General features: G+C 73.0%; 16 protein-coding genes. 7 read left to right on the forward strand and 9 right to left on the reverse strand.

Features of this window, described 5'->3' with window-relative positions:
- Nucleotides 1-27: 27 nt before the first annotated feature.
- Nucleotides 28-567 carry a type II toxin-antitoxin system PemK/MazF family toxin gene (locus AC0I8G_RS07185; RefSeq protein ID WP_471729313.1) on the reverse strand — a complete coding sequence of 180 codons (540 nt, stop codon included), beginning with the start codon at nt 565-567 and terminating at the stop codon, nt 28-30.
- Between the two features lie 17 nt (nt 568-584).
- Nucleotides 585-1,964: a replication-associated recombination protein A gene (locus AC0I8G_RS07190; protein WP_471729314.1), complete on the reverse strand. Its 1,380-nt coding sequence runs from the start codon at nt 1,962-1,964 to the stop codon at nt 585-587.
- A 100-nt stretch (nt 1,965-2,064) separates the two neighbouring features.
- Between AC0I8G_RS07190 and AC0I8G_RS07195 the strand changes: the two genes are divergently transcribed.
- The 6 genes from AC0I8G_RS07195 (at nt 2,065) to AC0I8G_RS07220 (ending at nt 8,840) form a co-directional block, all read left to right on the forward strand.
- Nucleotides 2,065-2,541, forward strand: coding sequence for an STAS domain-containing protein (locus tag AC0I8G_RS07195; RefSeq protein WP_471729315.1), 477 nt, complete (start codon nt 2,065-2,067; stop codon nt 2,539-2,541).
- Between the two features lie 159 nt (nt 2,542-2,700).
- Nucleotides 2,701-3,456: a response regulator transcription factor gene (locus AC0I8G_RS07200; protein ID WP_471729316.1), complete on the forward strand. Its 756-nt coding sequence runs from the start codon at nt 2,701-2,703 to the stop codon at nt 3,454-3,456.
- Between the two features lie 28 nt (nt 3,457-3,484).
- Complete coding sequence (locus AC0I8G_RS07205) at nt 3,485-5,005, forward strand: sensor histidine kinase (RefSeq protein WP_471729317.1); 1,521 nt, start codon at nt 3,485-3,487, stop codon at nt 5,003-5,005.
- An 86-nt stretch (nt 5,006-5,091) separates the two neighbouring features.
- A complete protein-coding gene (locus AC0I8G_RS07210; protein ID WP_328295876.1) occupies nt 5,092-6,411 on the forward strand; it encodes a bifunctional glycosyltransferase family 2/GtrA family protein in 1,320 nt (439 codons plus the stop codon).
- Nucleotides 6,408-8,480 carry an ArnT family glycosyltransferase gene (locus AC0I8G_RS07215; protein WP_471729318.1) on the forward strand — a complete coding sequence of 691 codons (2,073 nt, stop codon included), beginning with the start codon at nt 6,408-6,410 and terminating at the stop codon, nt 8,478-8,480. Before AC0I8G_RS07210 ends, AC0I8G_RS07215 begins: the two co-directional genes overlap by 4 nt.
- Before the next feature lie 129 nt (nt 8,481-8,609).
- Nucleotides 8,610-8,840, forward strand: a complete 231-nt coding sequence (locus AC0I8G_RS07220) for a hypothetical protein (RefSeq protein WP_471729319.1) — start codon at nt 8,610-8,612, stop codon at nt 8,838-8,840.
- Here AC0I8G_RS07220 and AC0I8G_RS07225 read toward each other — a convergent pair.
- The 7 genes from AC0I8G_RS07225 to AC0I8G_RS07255 form a co-directional block, all read right to left on the reverse strand.
- Nucleotides 8,778-9,419: a phosphatase PAP2 family protein gene (locus AC0I8G_RS07225; RefSeq protein ID WP_471729320.1), complete on the reverse strand. Its 642-nt coding sequence runs from the start codon at nt 9,417-9,419 to the stop codon at nt 8,778-8,780. The two genes, AC0I8G_RS07220 and AC0I8G_RS07225, sit on opposite strands and share 63 nt — an antisense overlap.
- Nucleotides 9,416-11,206, reverse strand: a complete 1,791-nt coding sequence (aspS, locus tag AC0I8G_RS07230) for an aspartate--tRNA ligase (protein WP_471729321.1) — start codon at nt 11,204-11,206, stop codon at nt 9,416-9,418. Before aspS ends, AC0I8G_RS07225 begins: the two co-directional genes overlap by 4 nt.
- Nucleotides 11,207-11,292: 86 nt before the next feature.
- Nucleotides 11,293-11,682 carry a roadblock/LC7 domain-containing protein gene (locus tag AC0I8G_RS07235; protein WP_380156736.1) on the reverse strand — a complete coding sequence of 130 codons (390 nt, stop codon included), beginning with the start codon at nt 11,680-11,682 and terminating at the stop codon, nt 11,293-11,295.
- Complete coding sequence (locus tag AC0I8G_RS07240; protein ID WP_471729322.1) at nt 11,679-12,278, reverse strand: GTP-binding protein; 600 nt, start codon at nt 12,276-12,278, stop codon at nt 11,679-11,681. Before AC0I8G_RS07240 ends, AC0I8G_RS07235 begins: the two co-directional genes overlap by 4 nt.
- 118 nt (nt 12,279-12,396) lie before the next feature.
- The gene (locus AC0I8G_RS07245) at nt 12,397-12,765 is read right to left on the reverse strand and encodes a hypothetical protein (protein WP_471729323.1); all 369 of its coding nucleotides are present in this window, start codon (nt 12,763-12,765) and stop codon (nt 12,397-12,399) included.
- A gap of 474 nt (nt 12,766-13,239) precedes the next feature.
- The gene (locus tag AC0I8G_RS07250; RefSeq protein WP_471729324.1) at nt 13,240-13,752 is read right to left on the reverse strand and encodes a GNAT family N-acetyltransferase; all 513 of its coding nucleotides are present in this window, start codon (nt 13,750-13,752) and stop codon (nt 13,240-13,242) included.
- A 158-nt stretch (nt 13,753-13,910) separates the two neighbouring features.
- Nucleotides 13,911-14,183 carry a hypothetical protein gene (locus tag AC0I8G_RS07255; RefSeq protein ID WP_471729325.1) on the reverse strand — a complete coding sequence of 91 codons (273 nt, stop codon included), beginning with the start codon at nt 14,181-14,183 and terminating at the stop codon, nt 13,911-13,913.
- A gap of 13 nt (nt 14,184-14,196) precedes the next feature.
- On the opposite strand from AC0I8G_RS07255, the gene AC0I8G_RS07260 reads away from it, so the two are divergent.
- Entirely contained in the window at nt 14,197-14,448 is a 252-nt protein-coding gene (locus tag AC0I8G_RS07260; RefSeq protein WP_471729326.1) for a GNAT family N-acetyltransferase, read from the forward strand.
- Nucleotides 14,449-14,628: the final 180 nt, after the last annotated feature.

Consider the following 14,628-nt stretch of genomic DNA (forward strand, 5'->3'; position numbering starts at 1 on the left):
AATCCCCGCAAGATCACGGGTGGGGGGTCACCAGCCGTGGAGTCGGCGGCCTTCGGCGACGACGGCGTCGAAGCGGGCGCGCTCCAGCGCGGAACCCTCGCGGCGCACGTCGCGCGGGGAGACGGTCAGCACGCGGTCGACGCGGACCTCGCTGGGGCGGCCCTGGCGGTCCCAGGGGCCGGAGCCGACGTCGATCCAGACCCGGCCGTCCGCGGGGTCGCGGTCGTGGTCCTTGCTCGTCATCATCAGCCCGACGAGGTCGTCGCCGGAGCGACCGACGACGAGCACCGGGCGGTCCTTGCCGCGCCCGTCCATCTCCTCGAAGGGCACCCACGCCCAGACGACCTCGCCCGGGTCGGGGCGACCGTCCGCGCGGGGCGCGTACTCGATCGCCACCCCGCCGGAGGCCACCGCGGCACCGCCGCGACGCGGACGGGGACGTTCGCGACCGGCGTCGGCGGAGGTGGGTGTCCGCCGGGGCGCGGCGGTCTGGCGTTCGAGCTCGCGCAGCGCCGCGCGGCCGCCGATCGCGAGGAGGCGGGTGAGGGCGGAACGGAGACCGGGCACGCGGGGAACGTACCGGCTCAGCGCCCCCGCAGGATCCGGCGCAGCCGGGCGAGGCGCTCGCGGACCTGGTTCTCGAAACCCCGGTCGGTCGGGACGTAGTAGTCCTTGCCGACGAGTTCGTCGGGGGCGTACTGCTGCTCCGCGACCCCGGCGGGGACGTCGTGGGAGTAGACGTAGCCCTTGCCGTGCCCGAGCTTCTGCGCGCCGGAGTAGTGCGCGTCGCGCAGGTGCGGGGGGACCGACCCGCCGAGACCCGCACGGACGTCGGCGATCGCCGCGTTGATGCCGAGGTAGGAGGCGTTGGACTTCGGCGCCGTCGCGTTGTGCACGACGGCCTGGGCCAGGACGATCCGCGCCTCCGGCATCCCGATCTGGGCCACGGCGTGCATCGCGGCGACGGCCGTCTGCAGGGCCGACGGGTCGGCCATCCCGACGTCCTCGGAGGCCGCGATGACGATCCGCCGGGCGATGAAGCGGGGGTCCTCCCCCGCCTCGATCATGCGGGCCAGGTAGTGCAGGGCGGCGTCGACGTCGGAACCGCGCATCGACTTGATGAGGGCGCTGGCCACGTCGTAGTGCTGGTCGCCCTGCCGGTCGTAGCGGACGGCGGCGCGGTCCAGGGCGCGTTCGGCGTGGACGAGGGTGATCCGCGCCGTCCCGGCCGCGGAGTCGTCGAGCGCCGTCCCGGCCGCGGCCTCGAGCGCCGTCAGCGCGCGCCGGGCGTCGCCGTCGGCGACCCGCACGAGGTGGGCGAGCGCGTCGTCGTCGATCGTGACCTCCCCCGCGAGCCCGCGGGGGTCCTCGACCGCCTTGCGCAGCAACCCCTCCACGTCGGCGATCGTCAACGGCTGCAAGGTCAGGAGCAGCGAGCGGGACAGCAGCGGGGTGACGACGGAGAAGTTCGGGTTCTCCGTGGTGGCGGCGACGAGCACCACCCAGCGGTTCTCCACCCCGGGCAGCAGGGCGTCCTGCTGGGCCTTGGTGAAGCGGTGGATCTCGTCGAGGAACAGCACGGTCTGACGGCGGTAGAGGTCGCGGTCGTCGCGGGCGGCCTCCATGACCTTGCGGACGTCCTTCACCCCCGCCGTGACCGCGGAGAGTTCCGCGAACCTGCGGCCCCCGGAGTGCGCGAGGACGTTGGCCAGCGTCGTCTTCCCCGTTCCCGGGGGGCCCCAGAGGATCACCGAGGCCGGACCGGCGCGACCGAGGTCGCCGTCGGCGGCGAGGCGGCGCAACGGTGAGCCGGGTTGCAGGAGGTGCTGCTGACCGACGACCTCGTCGATCGAGCGCGGTCGCATCCGAACGGCCAGCGGCGCACCGGCGAGCACCGACGGGGTCGTGCTCCCGTCCGCCCCCACGGAGTCCTCCGCGCTCGCACTGGAGAAGAGGTCGGCCACGCGGACAAGGTACGTGCTCCCCGGGACACGGCACGCAGCACGCAGCCGAGTCACAGGTTCCTCCGCACTCCCACCCACACCGCGCAGCGAGGCTGCCGCGATGACCCACACACCCCTCCGCATCCACCTCGTCACCTGCTCGGACACCGGGACCCTGCGGGGTGCCGAGCTCCCGGGCGCGACACGGACCTGGGCCCCGCTCGAGACCCCCGCCGAGTCCCCTGCCGAGACCCGGGACGCCGTCGCGGTGTCCGGCGTGAGCACCCGCACCGACGGGGACCGGCTCACGGTCACGCTCACCGGCGACGTCGACCTCGTCCTGGCCGAGGAACTCGCCCTCGTCGTCCGCCAGGTGGAGCAGCACTGCGCCCACCTCGCGACTCCCCGGGCCCGCGTGCACCTCGACGTCCGTGAGGTGACCGCCGTGGACGCGAGCGCCCTCCGCTTCGTGGAGCGGGTGCGCCGGCTCTGCGCCGCGTGGGGGGCCGAGTGCACGACCTCGACCGCCCGCCCCGCGGTCGAGCAGGTCCTCGCGCTGGCCCGGCCCGTCGTCGACGGGGAACTCGCCGCCTCCTGAGCAGAGGGGTTGCGGGACAGGGCCCTAGAAGCGTGGTGAATGGGTGGAGTGGCGCACCAGCAGTCACAGGGTCCTCACTGGTCCGATCCAGTGACGACACACAGGTCCGTCTCAGGGTTTCCCACGACAGCTGGCAGGTTGAGGGTCGAGCATGGAGCCATGACCGCGACCACCAACCGCCGATCGGAACTCACCCGCCCCGACGGCACCGCCCTGCGGGTCCTCGTCGTGGACGACGAGTCGACGCTGTCGGAGCTGCTCAGCATGACCCTGCGCTACGAGGGCTGGGAGGTGCAGACGGCCGGCAACGGTCTCGACGCGGTCCGCGCCGCCCGGACGTTCCGTCCCGACGCCGTGATCCTCGACATCATGCTGCCCGACATCGACGGTCTCGAGGTCCTGCGCCGCCTGCGCGCCGACGCGACCGACGTCCCCGTCCTCTTCCTCACCGCGAAGGACGCCGTGGAGGACCGCGTCGCCGGTCTCACCGCCGGGGGTGACGACTACGTCACGAAGCCGTTCAGCCTGGAGGAGGTCGTGGCCCGGCTGCGCAGCCTGCTGCGTCGTTCCGGTCTCGCCGCGGCGAAGCAGGAACCCGTCCTCGCCGTCGGGGACCTCGTCCTCGACGAGGACAGCCACGAGGTCACCCGCGACGGCGTGGAGATCAAGCTCACCGCCACCGAGTTCGAACTGCTGCGCTACCTCATGCGCAACCCCCGCCGGGTGCTGTCCAAGGCCCAGATCCTCGACCGCGTCTGGAACTACGACTTCGGCGGCCAGGCGAACATCGTCGAGCTCTACATCTCCTACCTGCGCCGCAAGCTCGACGCCGGCCGCAACCCGATGATCCACACCGTCCGCGGCGCCGGCTACGTGCTCAAGCCCGCCGACGGTGTCGTCGCCGTCGCCAGCTGACCCTCGATCCGTCGGAGCTGATCCCCGGGTGCCCTCCCCGTTCCCCCGGCTGCGCCGGCCCCAGACCCTGCGCAGCCGGCTCGTGCTCACGACGAGCGCACTGCTGGTCGCGGTCGGACTCGTCATCGGGGTGGTGACGGCGGGAGCGCTCTACTTCTCGCTCATGGGCCAGGTGCAGGACCAGCTGGACCGGACGGCGACCCGTTCCGCGCAGCACTACCCCGGTCAGGGCGACGGCCGCGACGGGAACCTCCCACCGCCGACGGAGTTCGAGCAGACCTGCGTCGACGGCACCACTCCGTCCTTCGCGGCCCGTCCGGGGCAACCGGACGGCACCCTGTACGCCCTGTACTCCGACGGCGCGCTCGTCACCGACCAGTCCGGGGTCTTCGACGACTCCAACACCACCGCCCGCGAAACCTGCGTCGTACCGCTCACCTCGGCGCAGTCGGAGATCCTCGAGAACATCACCGACGGCGAGAGGTTCCGCGTCGACCTGCCCGACCTCGGTGCCTACCTCATCACCGCGAAGACCCTGATCGACGGATCCCTGCAGGTCACCGGCTTGCCGCTGGCCGACGTGAACCGGACCCTGCTCACCGTCGTGGGCGTCGAGATCGCCGTCATCCTCGGCGGCGTCGCCGTCGCGGCCGTCGTGGGTTCCTTCCTGGTGCGACGTGATCTCCTTCCGCTGCAACGGGTCGCGACCACGGCGGCCCGGGTCTCCGAACTCGAGCTGGACCGCGGCGAGGTCGACCTCTCGCTGCGCGTCCCCGACGCCGACGCCGACGGCGCCACCGAGGTCGGCAAGGTCGGCCTCGCGCTGAACCGGATGCTGGAGAACGTCGGGTCCGCCCTCGAAGCCCGGCACACGTCCGAACAACGGGTCCGGCAGTTCGTCGCCGACGCCAGCCACGAGCTCCGCACCCCGCTGGCCGCGATCCGCGGGTACTCCGAGCTGACCCGCCGTTCCCGCGACCAGGTCCCGCCCGACGTCGCGCACGCCATGGGCCGGGTCGAGTCCGAGGCGGTCCGCATGACGGGTCTCGTCGAGGACCTGCTGCTGCTGGCCCGCCTCGACTCCGGCCGTCCGCTGGACCGCGAACCCGTCGACCTCACGATGACCGTCCTCGACGCGGTGAGCGACGCGCAGGTCGCCGGGCGCGACCACCGGTGGCGCCTGGACCTGCCCGACGAGGCCGTCGAGGTCGTCGGTGACCCCGGCCGGCTGCACCAGGTGCTGACGAACCTGCTCGCCAACGCCCGCACCCACACCCCGCCGGGGACGACGGTCACCGTCGGGATCGTGCCGGACGGCGCGAGGACCCACCTCGACGTCGTCGACGACGGTCCGGGCATCGACCCCGACGTGCTCCCCCGCGTGTTCGAACGGTTCGCCCGCGCGGACTCCTCGCGTTCCCGGGCCGCCGGCAGCACCGGCCTCGGACTGGCGATCGTGCAGGCCGTGGTGACCTCCCACCACGGGTCCGTGACGGTGGACAGCCGCCCCGGTCGCACGGCGTTCCGCGTCACCCTGCCCTCGAGCTGAGACCGGTGGTGGCGGGCGCGGGGTCTCACAGGCCGACCACAGCGGTAGCCCACGGCACCCGGAGGTCGCAGGAGCAGGTTGGGACCATGACAGCGACCACCTCCTCCACGGGGACGACGCCACCCCGGCCCCGGCCGGCCGCGGACACCGCCACCTGGGGCACGACCGCCGCCACCTCCGGGGCTCCCGTCCTGGACGTCGTGGTCCCCGTCTTCAACGAGGAGACCGACCTCGAACCCTGCGTCCGCCGCCTGCACGCGCACGTGGCCCGCTTCCCCTTCCGCACCCGCATCACCGTCGCCGACAACGCCAGCACCGACGGCACCCCGCGGGTCGCCCGCGCCCTGGCCGAGGAACTCCCCGACGTCCGCCACGTCCGGCTCGAGGAGAAGGGGCGCGGGCGGGCGCTGAACCGGGTCTGGTCCGCCTCCGACGCCGAGGTCCTCGCCTACATGGACGTCGACCTCTCCACCGACCTCGCGGCCCTGCTGCCGCTGGTCGCGGGCCTGCTCTCCGGCCACTCCGACGTCGCCATCGGTTCGCGGCTGGCGAAGGGTTCCCACGTCGTCCGCGGCGCGAAGCGCGAGATCATCTCCCGCTGCTACAACCTGATCCTGCACGGCACGCTGCGGGTGCGCTTCACCGACGCCCAGTGCGGTTTCAAGGCCCTCCGCGCCGACGTGGCCCGGGAGATCCTGCCCCTCGTCGAGGACACCGGCTGGTTCTTCGACACCGAGGTGCTGGTGCTCGCCGAACGGTCCGGCCTGCGGATCCAGGAGATCCCGGTCGACTGGGTCGACGACCCCGACAGCACCGTCGACATCGTCGCCACCGCGGTGGCCGACCTGCGCGGGATCCGCCGGCTCGCGGGGGCGATGGCCTCGGGCCGGTTGCCGCTGAAGGAGATCCGCGCCAGCCTTGGCCGCGGCCCGCAGCCCGCCGCCCTCGCCGGTGTCCCGACCTCGCTCGCGGGGCAGCTCACCCGGTTCATCGCGGTCGGGCTGACCAGCACGGCCGCCTACGCCCTGCTGTACCTGCTGTTCCAGGAGTTCGGCAGCGCCCAGGTCGCGAACTTCGTCGCCCTCCTCGTCACCGCGGTCGGGAACACCGCCCTGAACCGTCGCGTGACGTTCGGGGTCCGCGGGCGGGACGGGGCGGGACGCCACCAGGCGCAGGGGCTGTTCGTGTTCCTGCTCGGCTGGGCCATCACCGCCGGCAGCCTGTCGGCGCTGCACGCGGGAAACCCCGACGCCGGTCGCGGGGTCGAACTCGCGGTCCTCACCGCGGCGAACCTCGCGGCGACGGTCGTCCGCTTCCTGCTGCTGCGCTCCTGGGTGTTCCGCAGCCGCAGGCACCACCAACCCGGGGCCGAGCAGGCCGTCGACACCCCGCAGGAGCACGCATGAGCACCACCTCCGACGCCGTCCCGCGGTTCGAGCGCACCGCCGCCACCTCGCCGGGCACCGGGCGGTGGCGACGCGCGACGACGTCGGTCTGGCGGGGTCGCGACGCCGATCCGCGCTGGGTCCGACCCGCCCTGCTCGCCCTCCTCCTGGCCACCGGCGTCCTCTACGTGGTGGGGCTGTCGGCGTCGGGGTGGGCGAACCCCTTCTACTCCGCGGCCGCGCAGGCGGGGTCGCAGTCGTGGGAGGCCTGGTTCTACGGCTCCTCCGACGCGGCGAACGCCATCACCGTCGACAAACCCCCGGCGGCGTTGTGGGTCACCGGGTTGTCGGTGCGCGTCTTCGGGCTGTCGTCGTGGTCGATCCTCGTGCCCCAGGCCCTCGAGGGCGTCGCCGCGGTGGCGTTGCTGTACGCCACCGTCCGCCGTCGCAGCACCCCCGCGGCCGGTCTGATCGCCGGAGCGCTGCTGGCCACCACGCCCGTCGCGGTCCTGATGTTCCGCTTCAACAACCCCGACGCCCTGCTGGTCCTGCTGATGATCGCCGCCACCTGGGCGGTCCTGACGTCGGTCGACACCGGCCGGGCCCGGTTCCTGTGCTGGGCCGGGGTGTTCATCGGCCTGGGTTTCCTCACCAAGCAGTTGCAGGTGTTCCTCGTCCTGCCCGGCCTCGGACTGGCCTACCTGTGGGCGGCGCCGCACGGCCTCGGCCGTCGCGTCCGGCACCTGCTGGTCGCGGGTGGCGCGGTGGTGCTGGCCGGCGGCTGGTGGGTCGCGGTCGTCGAACTCGTCCCGGACTCCTGGCGCCCCTACGTCGGCGGCTCGCAGGACGACTCGTTCCTGGAACTGACGTTCGGCTACAACGGCTTCGGTCGCCTGACCGGCGACGAGACCGGGAGCGTCGGGGCCACCCACGGCTGGGGCGAGACCGGTCTCGGGCGGATGTTCTCCTCCGAGTTCGGCGGGAACGTCTCCTGGTTGCTGCCCGCGGCGTTCCTGCTCGCGATCGCCGGGTTCGTCGTGACCCGACGGGCCCCGCGGACCGACGTCCACCGCGCCGGCTACCTCGCCTGGGCCGGCTGGTTGCTGGTCACGTTCGTGGCCTTCAGCTTCATGTCCGGGATCATCCACCCCTACTACACGGTGGCCCTGGCCCCGGCCGTCGCGGCTCTGGTCGCGACGGGTGCGGTGGACCTGTGGCGGCTGCGGTCGGCCCGGTGGGCGCTCCCCGTCCTCGCGGTCGTCGTCGCGGTCAGCACGGCGTGGTCCGTCGTCCTGCTCTCCCGCAGCGCCGACTTCGTCCCGTGGTTGCGCTGGGTCGTCCTGGTCGCCGGGGTCCTGGCCGTCGCCGGGTTCGTCGCGGCGGCGTTCGTCCGTGGCCCGCTGGCCGGTTCACTGCGGCAGGCCGGTGCCGTCGCGACCGCCATCGCGGTCCTCGCCGGTCCCACCGCGTACTCCCTGCAGACGGCGTCGAGCGCCCACACCGGGGCGATCGTCTCCGCGGGTCCGACGGTGTCCTCCGGTTTCGGCATGGCCGGCGGGGTGCCCGGCACCCGCGGGGGCGGTCAGTTCAGCGGGATGTTCGCCCAGGGCGGGGCCGGCGGTCAGAGCGGTCAGCGGACGTTCGGGCCGCCGACCGGGACGGGCGGCACGACGGGTTCCGCCGGCACCGGACTCGGGACGCGGTCCGCGCGGGGTGGCGGGGCCGGTGGCCTGCTGGGCGCCAGCACCCCCGGTGCCGCGCTCACCGCCCTCCTCGAGGCCGACGCCGGTTCCTACGCGTGGGTCGCGGCCACGACGGGTTCGAACAACGCGGCCGGGTACCAGCTCGCCACCCAGGAACCGGTCATGGCCGTCGGCGGGTTCAACGGCACCGACCCGGCGCCGACCCTGGCCCAGTTCCAGGCCCACGTCGCGGCCGGCGACATCCACTACTACGTCGCGAGTTCCTCGATGGCCTCCACCACCTCCGGGGGCAGCGACGACGCCAACGAGATCTCCGAGTGGGTCGCGGCGAACTTCACCGCGACCACGGTCGACGGCACCACGGTCTACGACCTCACGGCCTCCTGACCCGGTCGGCACGACAACGAGCGTGGTCCCGCGGGACCACGCTCGCTGTCGTCGGGAGCCGGGTGCGGGCTGGGCCACCGCACAGGAACCTCCCGGGCCGCGCAGAACCCCCGGGCCCAGGATGACGTCATGACGCAGCGCACCCGCACGAACCGCCTCCCCCGCCGCCTCCTCGCCGTCGGCCTCGTCACCGGGGTGGGCAGCCTCGGGCTCGCCGGGGCGGCGCAGGCCGAACCCACGACCGTCGACGCCGGCCACCGCGCGCCGGTGCGCGTCAGCGAGGTGTCCCCCGCGGCGCTACCCGCGAACCTCGGGACCGGGACCACCCGCCGCACCGGCTGGGTCACCGTCAGCCTCTGACGCGGACCGGGCGGCGAGCAGGACGATCAGACCCGCCAGCAGGAACCCGGCCAGCACGTCACTGGGCCAGTGCGCGCCCACCCAGACCCGGTCCACCGCGACCACCCCGAGTTCCAGGGAACCCAGGACGATCGTGCGGGAACGCCACCGGGCGGGCACCAGGACGAGCACGAACAGCAGCACCACCGTCCCCGAGGCCAGGGCGTGCCCGGAGGGGAACGACCCGCCGCCGGCGGTGGTGTACCCGAGGTCGACGGCCGGACGTCCCCGGTCGAAGGCCGCCTTCAACGCCGGGGACGTCACCGACGCGACCGCACCCGCGACCAGCGCAGCCACCGCGGCCCGCCGACGTCCGCGGCGCCAGACGGTCACGACGCCGAGCAGACCCGCCAGGTACACCCACACGGGCTGGGTGACGGCCTCGACGACCTGGGCGACGCGGGTGAGCCCGGGGTGGGCGCCCGCGGCCGCCGTCCCGAGCTCGGAGAGGAACTGGTCCGGACGCGCCGTGGCGCCCGTGGTCACGAGGACCGCGAGCGCCACGAACAGGACGGCACACCCCAGGGCGGACCGGATCACGCCTCGACGGTCTCCGCCGGCTTCTTGGCCTCGGGCTTGAAGTCGACCCCGGCCTCGCGGCGCTGCTGCGCCGTGATGGGCGCGGGCGCGGCCGTCAGCGGGTCGTAGCCGCCGCCGGACTTGGGGAAGGCGATGACCTCGCGGATGGAGTCGGAACCGGTGAGCAGGGCGACGACGCGGTCCCAGCCGAAGGCGATCCCGCCGTGCGGCGGGGCGCCGAAGGAGAACGCGTCGAGGAGGAAGCCGAACTTCTCCCGCGCGTCGGCCTCGGAGATGCCCATGACCGCGAAGACGCGTTCCTGGACGTCGCGACGGTGGATGCGGATCGAGCCGCCGCCGATCTCGTTGCCGTTGCAGACGATGTCGTAGGCGTTGGTGAGCGCGGACCCCGGGTCGGTGTCGAAGGTGTCGAGGTGCTCGGGCTTCGGGGCGGTGAAGGCGTGGTGCACGGCGTTCCAGCTCCCGCCGCCGATCGACACGTCGTCGTCCTCGGCCGCGGACTTGAACATGGGTGCGTCGACGACCCAGAGGAAGGACCACGCGTTCTCGTCGATCGCGCCGGTGCGCCGGGCGATCTCGGCGCGTGCGGCTCCGAGGAGGGCCCGGGAGGGGTTCACGGCGCCGGCGGCGAAGAAGATGCAGTCGCCGGGGTTCGCGCCGACGTGCGCGGCGAGACCGGCACGTTCGGTGTCGGAGAGGTTCTTGGCGACCGGACCGGCGAGTTCGCCGTCCTCGCCGACGAGGACGTAGGCCAGCCCGCGGGCTCCGCGCTGCTTGGCCCACTCCTGCCAGGCGTCGAGGGTCTTGCGCGGCTGGGAGGCCCCGCCCGGCATGACGACGGCACCGACGTACGGCGACTGGAACACCCGGAAGCTCGTGTCGGCGAAGAACTCCGCGCACTCGACGAGTTCGATGCCGAAGCGCAGGTCGGGTTTGTCCGACCCGTAGCGGCGCATGGCCTCCTCGAAGGTCATCCGCGGGATCGGCAGCGCCACGTCGTAGCCGATGAGCTTCCAGAGCGCGGAGACGATCTGCTCGCCGAGGGCGATGACGTCGTCCTGCTCGACGAAGCTCATCTCGATGTCGAGCTGGGTGAACTCCGGCTGCCGGTCGGCGCGGAAGTCCTCGTCGCGGTAGCAGCGGGCGATCTGGTAGTAGCGCTCCATGCCGGCGACCATCAGCAACTGCTTGAACAGCTGCGGGCTCTGCGGCAGGGCGTACCAGGAGCCCGGGGACAGGCGCGCGGGGACGACGAAGTCACGCGCCCCCTCGGGGGTCGACCGGGTCAGCGTCGGGGTCTCGACCTCGGTGAACGCGTGTTCCTCGAGCACGGTGCGGGCGGCCTTGTTCGCGGCCGAGCGCAGCTTCAACGCGTTCGCGGGGCCGGTGCGGCGCAGGTCGAGGTAGCGGTACTTCAGCCGGGCCTCCTCACCGACGGTGAGGTGGTCGTCGATCTGGAACGGCAGCGGCGCGGCCTCGGAGAGGACCTCCAGCGCCGTGGTGTCGACCTCGACCGCACCCGTGGGGATGTTGGCGTTGTCGTTGCCGTCGGGGCGCAGCCGGACGTCGCCGGTGATGCGGATGCAGTACTCGTTGCGCAGGTCGCGGGCACCACCGGCGTCGAGGATCTCGTCGCGGGCGACGACCTGGACGACACCCGAGGCGTCGCGCAGGTCCAGGAAGGCCACTCCCCCGTGATCCCGTCGACGCGCCACCCAGCCGGTGAGCGTCACGGTCTGTCCGGCGTGACCGGCGCGCAGGCTGCCGGCCTCGTGGGTGCGGAGCACGGGAGGTCCCTTCGATCGTCAGAGCGCGGTGTGCGCACGGACGATCCTACGGAACGCCACACCCCGGGGAGCACTCCCCCGAGGGGTCAGCGGGCGCGGGCCGGTGTCGCGCCGGACTCGGCGCCGGCGAGGTCGGCGACCAGCTTGAGGGCGAGGCGGTCGAGCAGCACGAGGTTGACGGAGGGGTCGGTGACGACGGCGAGGATGTGGCTGGTGGTGATGGCGTACACGACGAGAGCGCCGTCGGTGCCCTTGACGGTCGTCGACTGGAACGGGCCGAGGACGTTGGCGTCCGCGGCGCGCTGGGCGATGCCGAGGACGGTCGCGACGATGGCCGCCGCGGACTCGTGGTCCCGTTCGGGGCCGTCGTCGTGGAAGGCGAGGCCGTCGGTGCGGGCGACGAGGATCCGCCGCAGCCCCGGGATGTCGCGCTTGAGGGCGCCGCTGACCCGCATCGCGTGCTGCTTCACGATCATGCTGTGACTCCGTCCGTGCCGGCGGCGACGCGGCGGCTCTCGAGGGTGTGGACGCCGTCGAGCAGGACGGTCAGGACGGCCGTGCACTGGGACAGGTCGCGGGGGTCGCAGGCGATGAGCGCCGACGGCGAGGTGCCGAGGAGCTGCCCCAGTCGCGCGCGGGTGCCCGCGGGGTCGGCCCAGCGGCTGACCGCGACCAGGCGCGGGACGGCCGGGGCGATGCGCTGGAAGGCCCCGACGATGTCGGCGGCCGCTTCGATGCTGGTGGAGCGGCTGGCGTCGACGAGGACGAGGTAGCCGTCCATGTTCCGGGCCAGCAGTTCCCACATGAAGGAGAACCGTTCCTGGCCCGGGGTGCCGAAGAGGTTGACCTTGACGTCGCCCCAGCCGGCGGTGGCGGGGGCGGGCACCGTGAAGCTGGTGTGGTCCATCGCGACGGTCGTGGAGGCCTTGAGCGCGGCCGTCTCGTCGCTGACCCCGGTCTCGGTGGTCACGAGCGTCCCCCCACCGAGGCCTTCGGTGACGGTGGTGGCGAACGTGGTCTTGCCGGCCCCGAAGGGTCCGGTGACCACGATCTTGCGGGCGGGGCTGCTCACGGAGCTCCTCGGGAGGCGGGGTGGGTGCTGCGCGCGTCGGCGGTCGGACGCGGACGCGGTGAGGCGTCCGGCCGACCGCCGACGAGTGGTGCGGTGGTGCGGTCGTGCGGGGGGATCGTCAGATCGCGAGGTCGCGCTCGAGGATCGTCAGCTGGCGACGGGCCATGGCGAGGTTCGAGGAGTCCTTCTTCAGCACCAGGTACAGGAACAGGCCCTGGCCGGACTGCGACTGGATGAGACGGATCAGGTGGATCTGGGTGCCGAGGGTGATGAGGATGTCCTCGATCTGCTCGGACAGGCCCAGGCGCTGCATGGTGCGCAGCTTGGCGCGGACGACGTCGGTGTTGCCGGCGGCGGCGACGTCGAGGTCGAGGGCGCCGCCCCCGGCCTGACCGAGCGACATGCCGGACTCGTAGTCGACGAGGGCCGCGGCGGTGGCGCCGTCGATCTCGAGGCAGGCCTTCAGGGTGGCGTCGACGTTGGTCACGTCAGGTCCTTCCGTAGGTGGGGCTGCGGACGGCGGTCGATCCGCTGCCCGGTGGTGTCCCCTGTTACTTCGGCCCTCAACGTCCCGGTCTGAACCGAGAACGGGGTCGGTGAACGGGTGAATCGAGTTCGGACGAACGGGTGAGACCCGCTGAGGCCCACGACGTCCTGGAGTCCCGGCGGGAAGAGGCCGGTGGGGAGAGGCCGGGTGGCCCGACGTGGCCCGACGTAGCGCGACGTGGCGTCTGCGGAGCTCCGTTCCGGCGCGGCCCCGAGGGGGAACTCGCCCTCCTGCGCGCTCGTCCGCCGGAGGACGGTCCCGCGGCCCGCGGGCGACACCGTGACCACGCGGACCGGTGCTCGACCGGCACGTGGGCGCCCCGGGCGTGGAGGTCGGCGCAGCGCCGCACCGACCGGGGGTGGTGGTCCGGAGCCACCGCGCGCACCGCGGGATGACCGGATGGATGTCAGTGGGTCAGAGGCCGCGCCGGTAGCTCACCTCGTCCAGGACGACGCCTCGTCGGTGGTCCTGCTGGGTGCGTCCGTCGGTGTGCCAACCGCACCGTTCGTAGAAGCGCCGGGCGCGGGCGTTGCCGGTCAGGACCCACAGGGTCACGTCGGTGAAGCCGTCATCGCGCAGCTCGGCGGTGGCGGTGTCGAGCAGTGCTCGCCCGGCCCCGGTGTTCCAGTGCTCGGGGTGGACGTAGAGGGACTGGACCTCACCGGTGGTGGGTGCTGCTCCCTCGTCGCGGCTGGGGCCGTGACGCACGAAGCCGATGACGTCTCCGGTGACGTCGAGAGCGACGAGGCAGTGTCGTGGTGGGGTGGTGGGCAGTACGTCACGCCACCGCTGGACGGAGCTGCTCAGCGACAGTCCCGCGATCACCCTGTCGGGGACGAGGCCCGTGTAGGTGGCGCGCCAGGTGTCGACGTGGAGGCGTGCGAGCTGGTCGGCGTCCTCGAGGACGGCGGGCCTCACCTCGGTCATCGTCGAACCCTAGGGAAGGGTGCCGTTCGCTCGGGACACCGCGCCTGCGTCGCGCGTCTGCTCTTCGGCGAGGCCGCAGCGTCGCGGCCGCCGGCGACAGCGCTCACGACGCGGGATGACCGTGACGTCGGGCGCAGGGCGGCGTACCGCAGCAACGCTCAGTCCAGGTAGCCGGTCCCAGGGTTGACTCTCGCCGTGTCCGTGACGTCGACAGGCTGGGCTCCGCATCGCGCGTCCGCCATCCTCGGCTCGTGATCGTTCGCGGGCGTGCTGACGAAGACCTGTCCACCTGCGTCGAGGCGCTCGAGGCGGTGCACGTCCTCGACGTCTACCCGACGTACTGGCCGCACGATCCCGCGGGCTGGCTCAGTCCTGCCGGATGTGCCGCTGCGTGGGTCGGCCTCGACGACGACAGGATCGTGCTGGGACACGTCTGCGTGGTAGGTGACGTCGACGACCCGGTGGTGGCCGCCCTGCTCGGGGTCCCGGTCGAGCGTCTCGCGCTTGTTCGTGTCTCCGGCCGCCCGGGGTCGAGGTCTTGGTCTCGGTGCTGCGCTGCTCGCCGAGGCGCAGCGCTCGAGCGAGGAGCGAGAGCTCCAGCTCATGCTCGACGTGGTCGACGACGGCGGCCCGGCGGTCGGGCTCTACGAACGGTCGGGTGGCGGTTGGTGGACCGGCGTGATGCTGACCGGCTGACTCCGGACGGTCGTCGTCACCGGGTGCGGATCTACCTCGCTCCTGAGCAGCACCTGCCTCTGCGCCGCGTCTCGGACCAGCGACCTGGCGCTCTTCCTCGAGACCGAGCCACCTCCTGGGGAGGACCCCGAGCTGTCCCGGCAGCGGTCGAGGCATCCGCGGTGGAGGGCGACCGTTCGG

Source organism: Kineococcus sp. AC630, assembly GCF_979255925.1.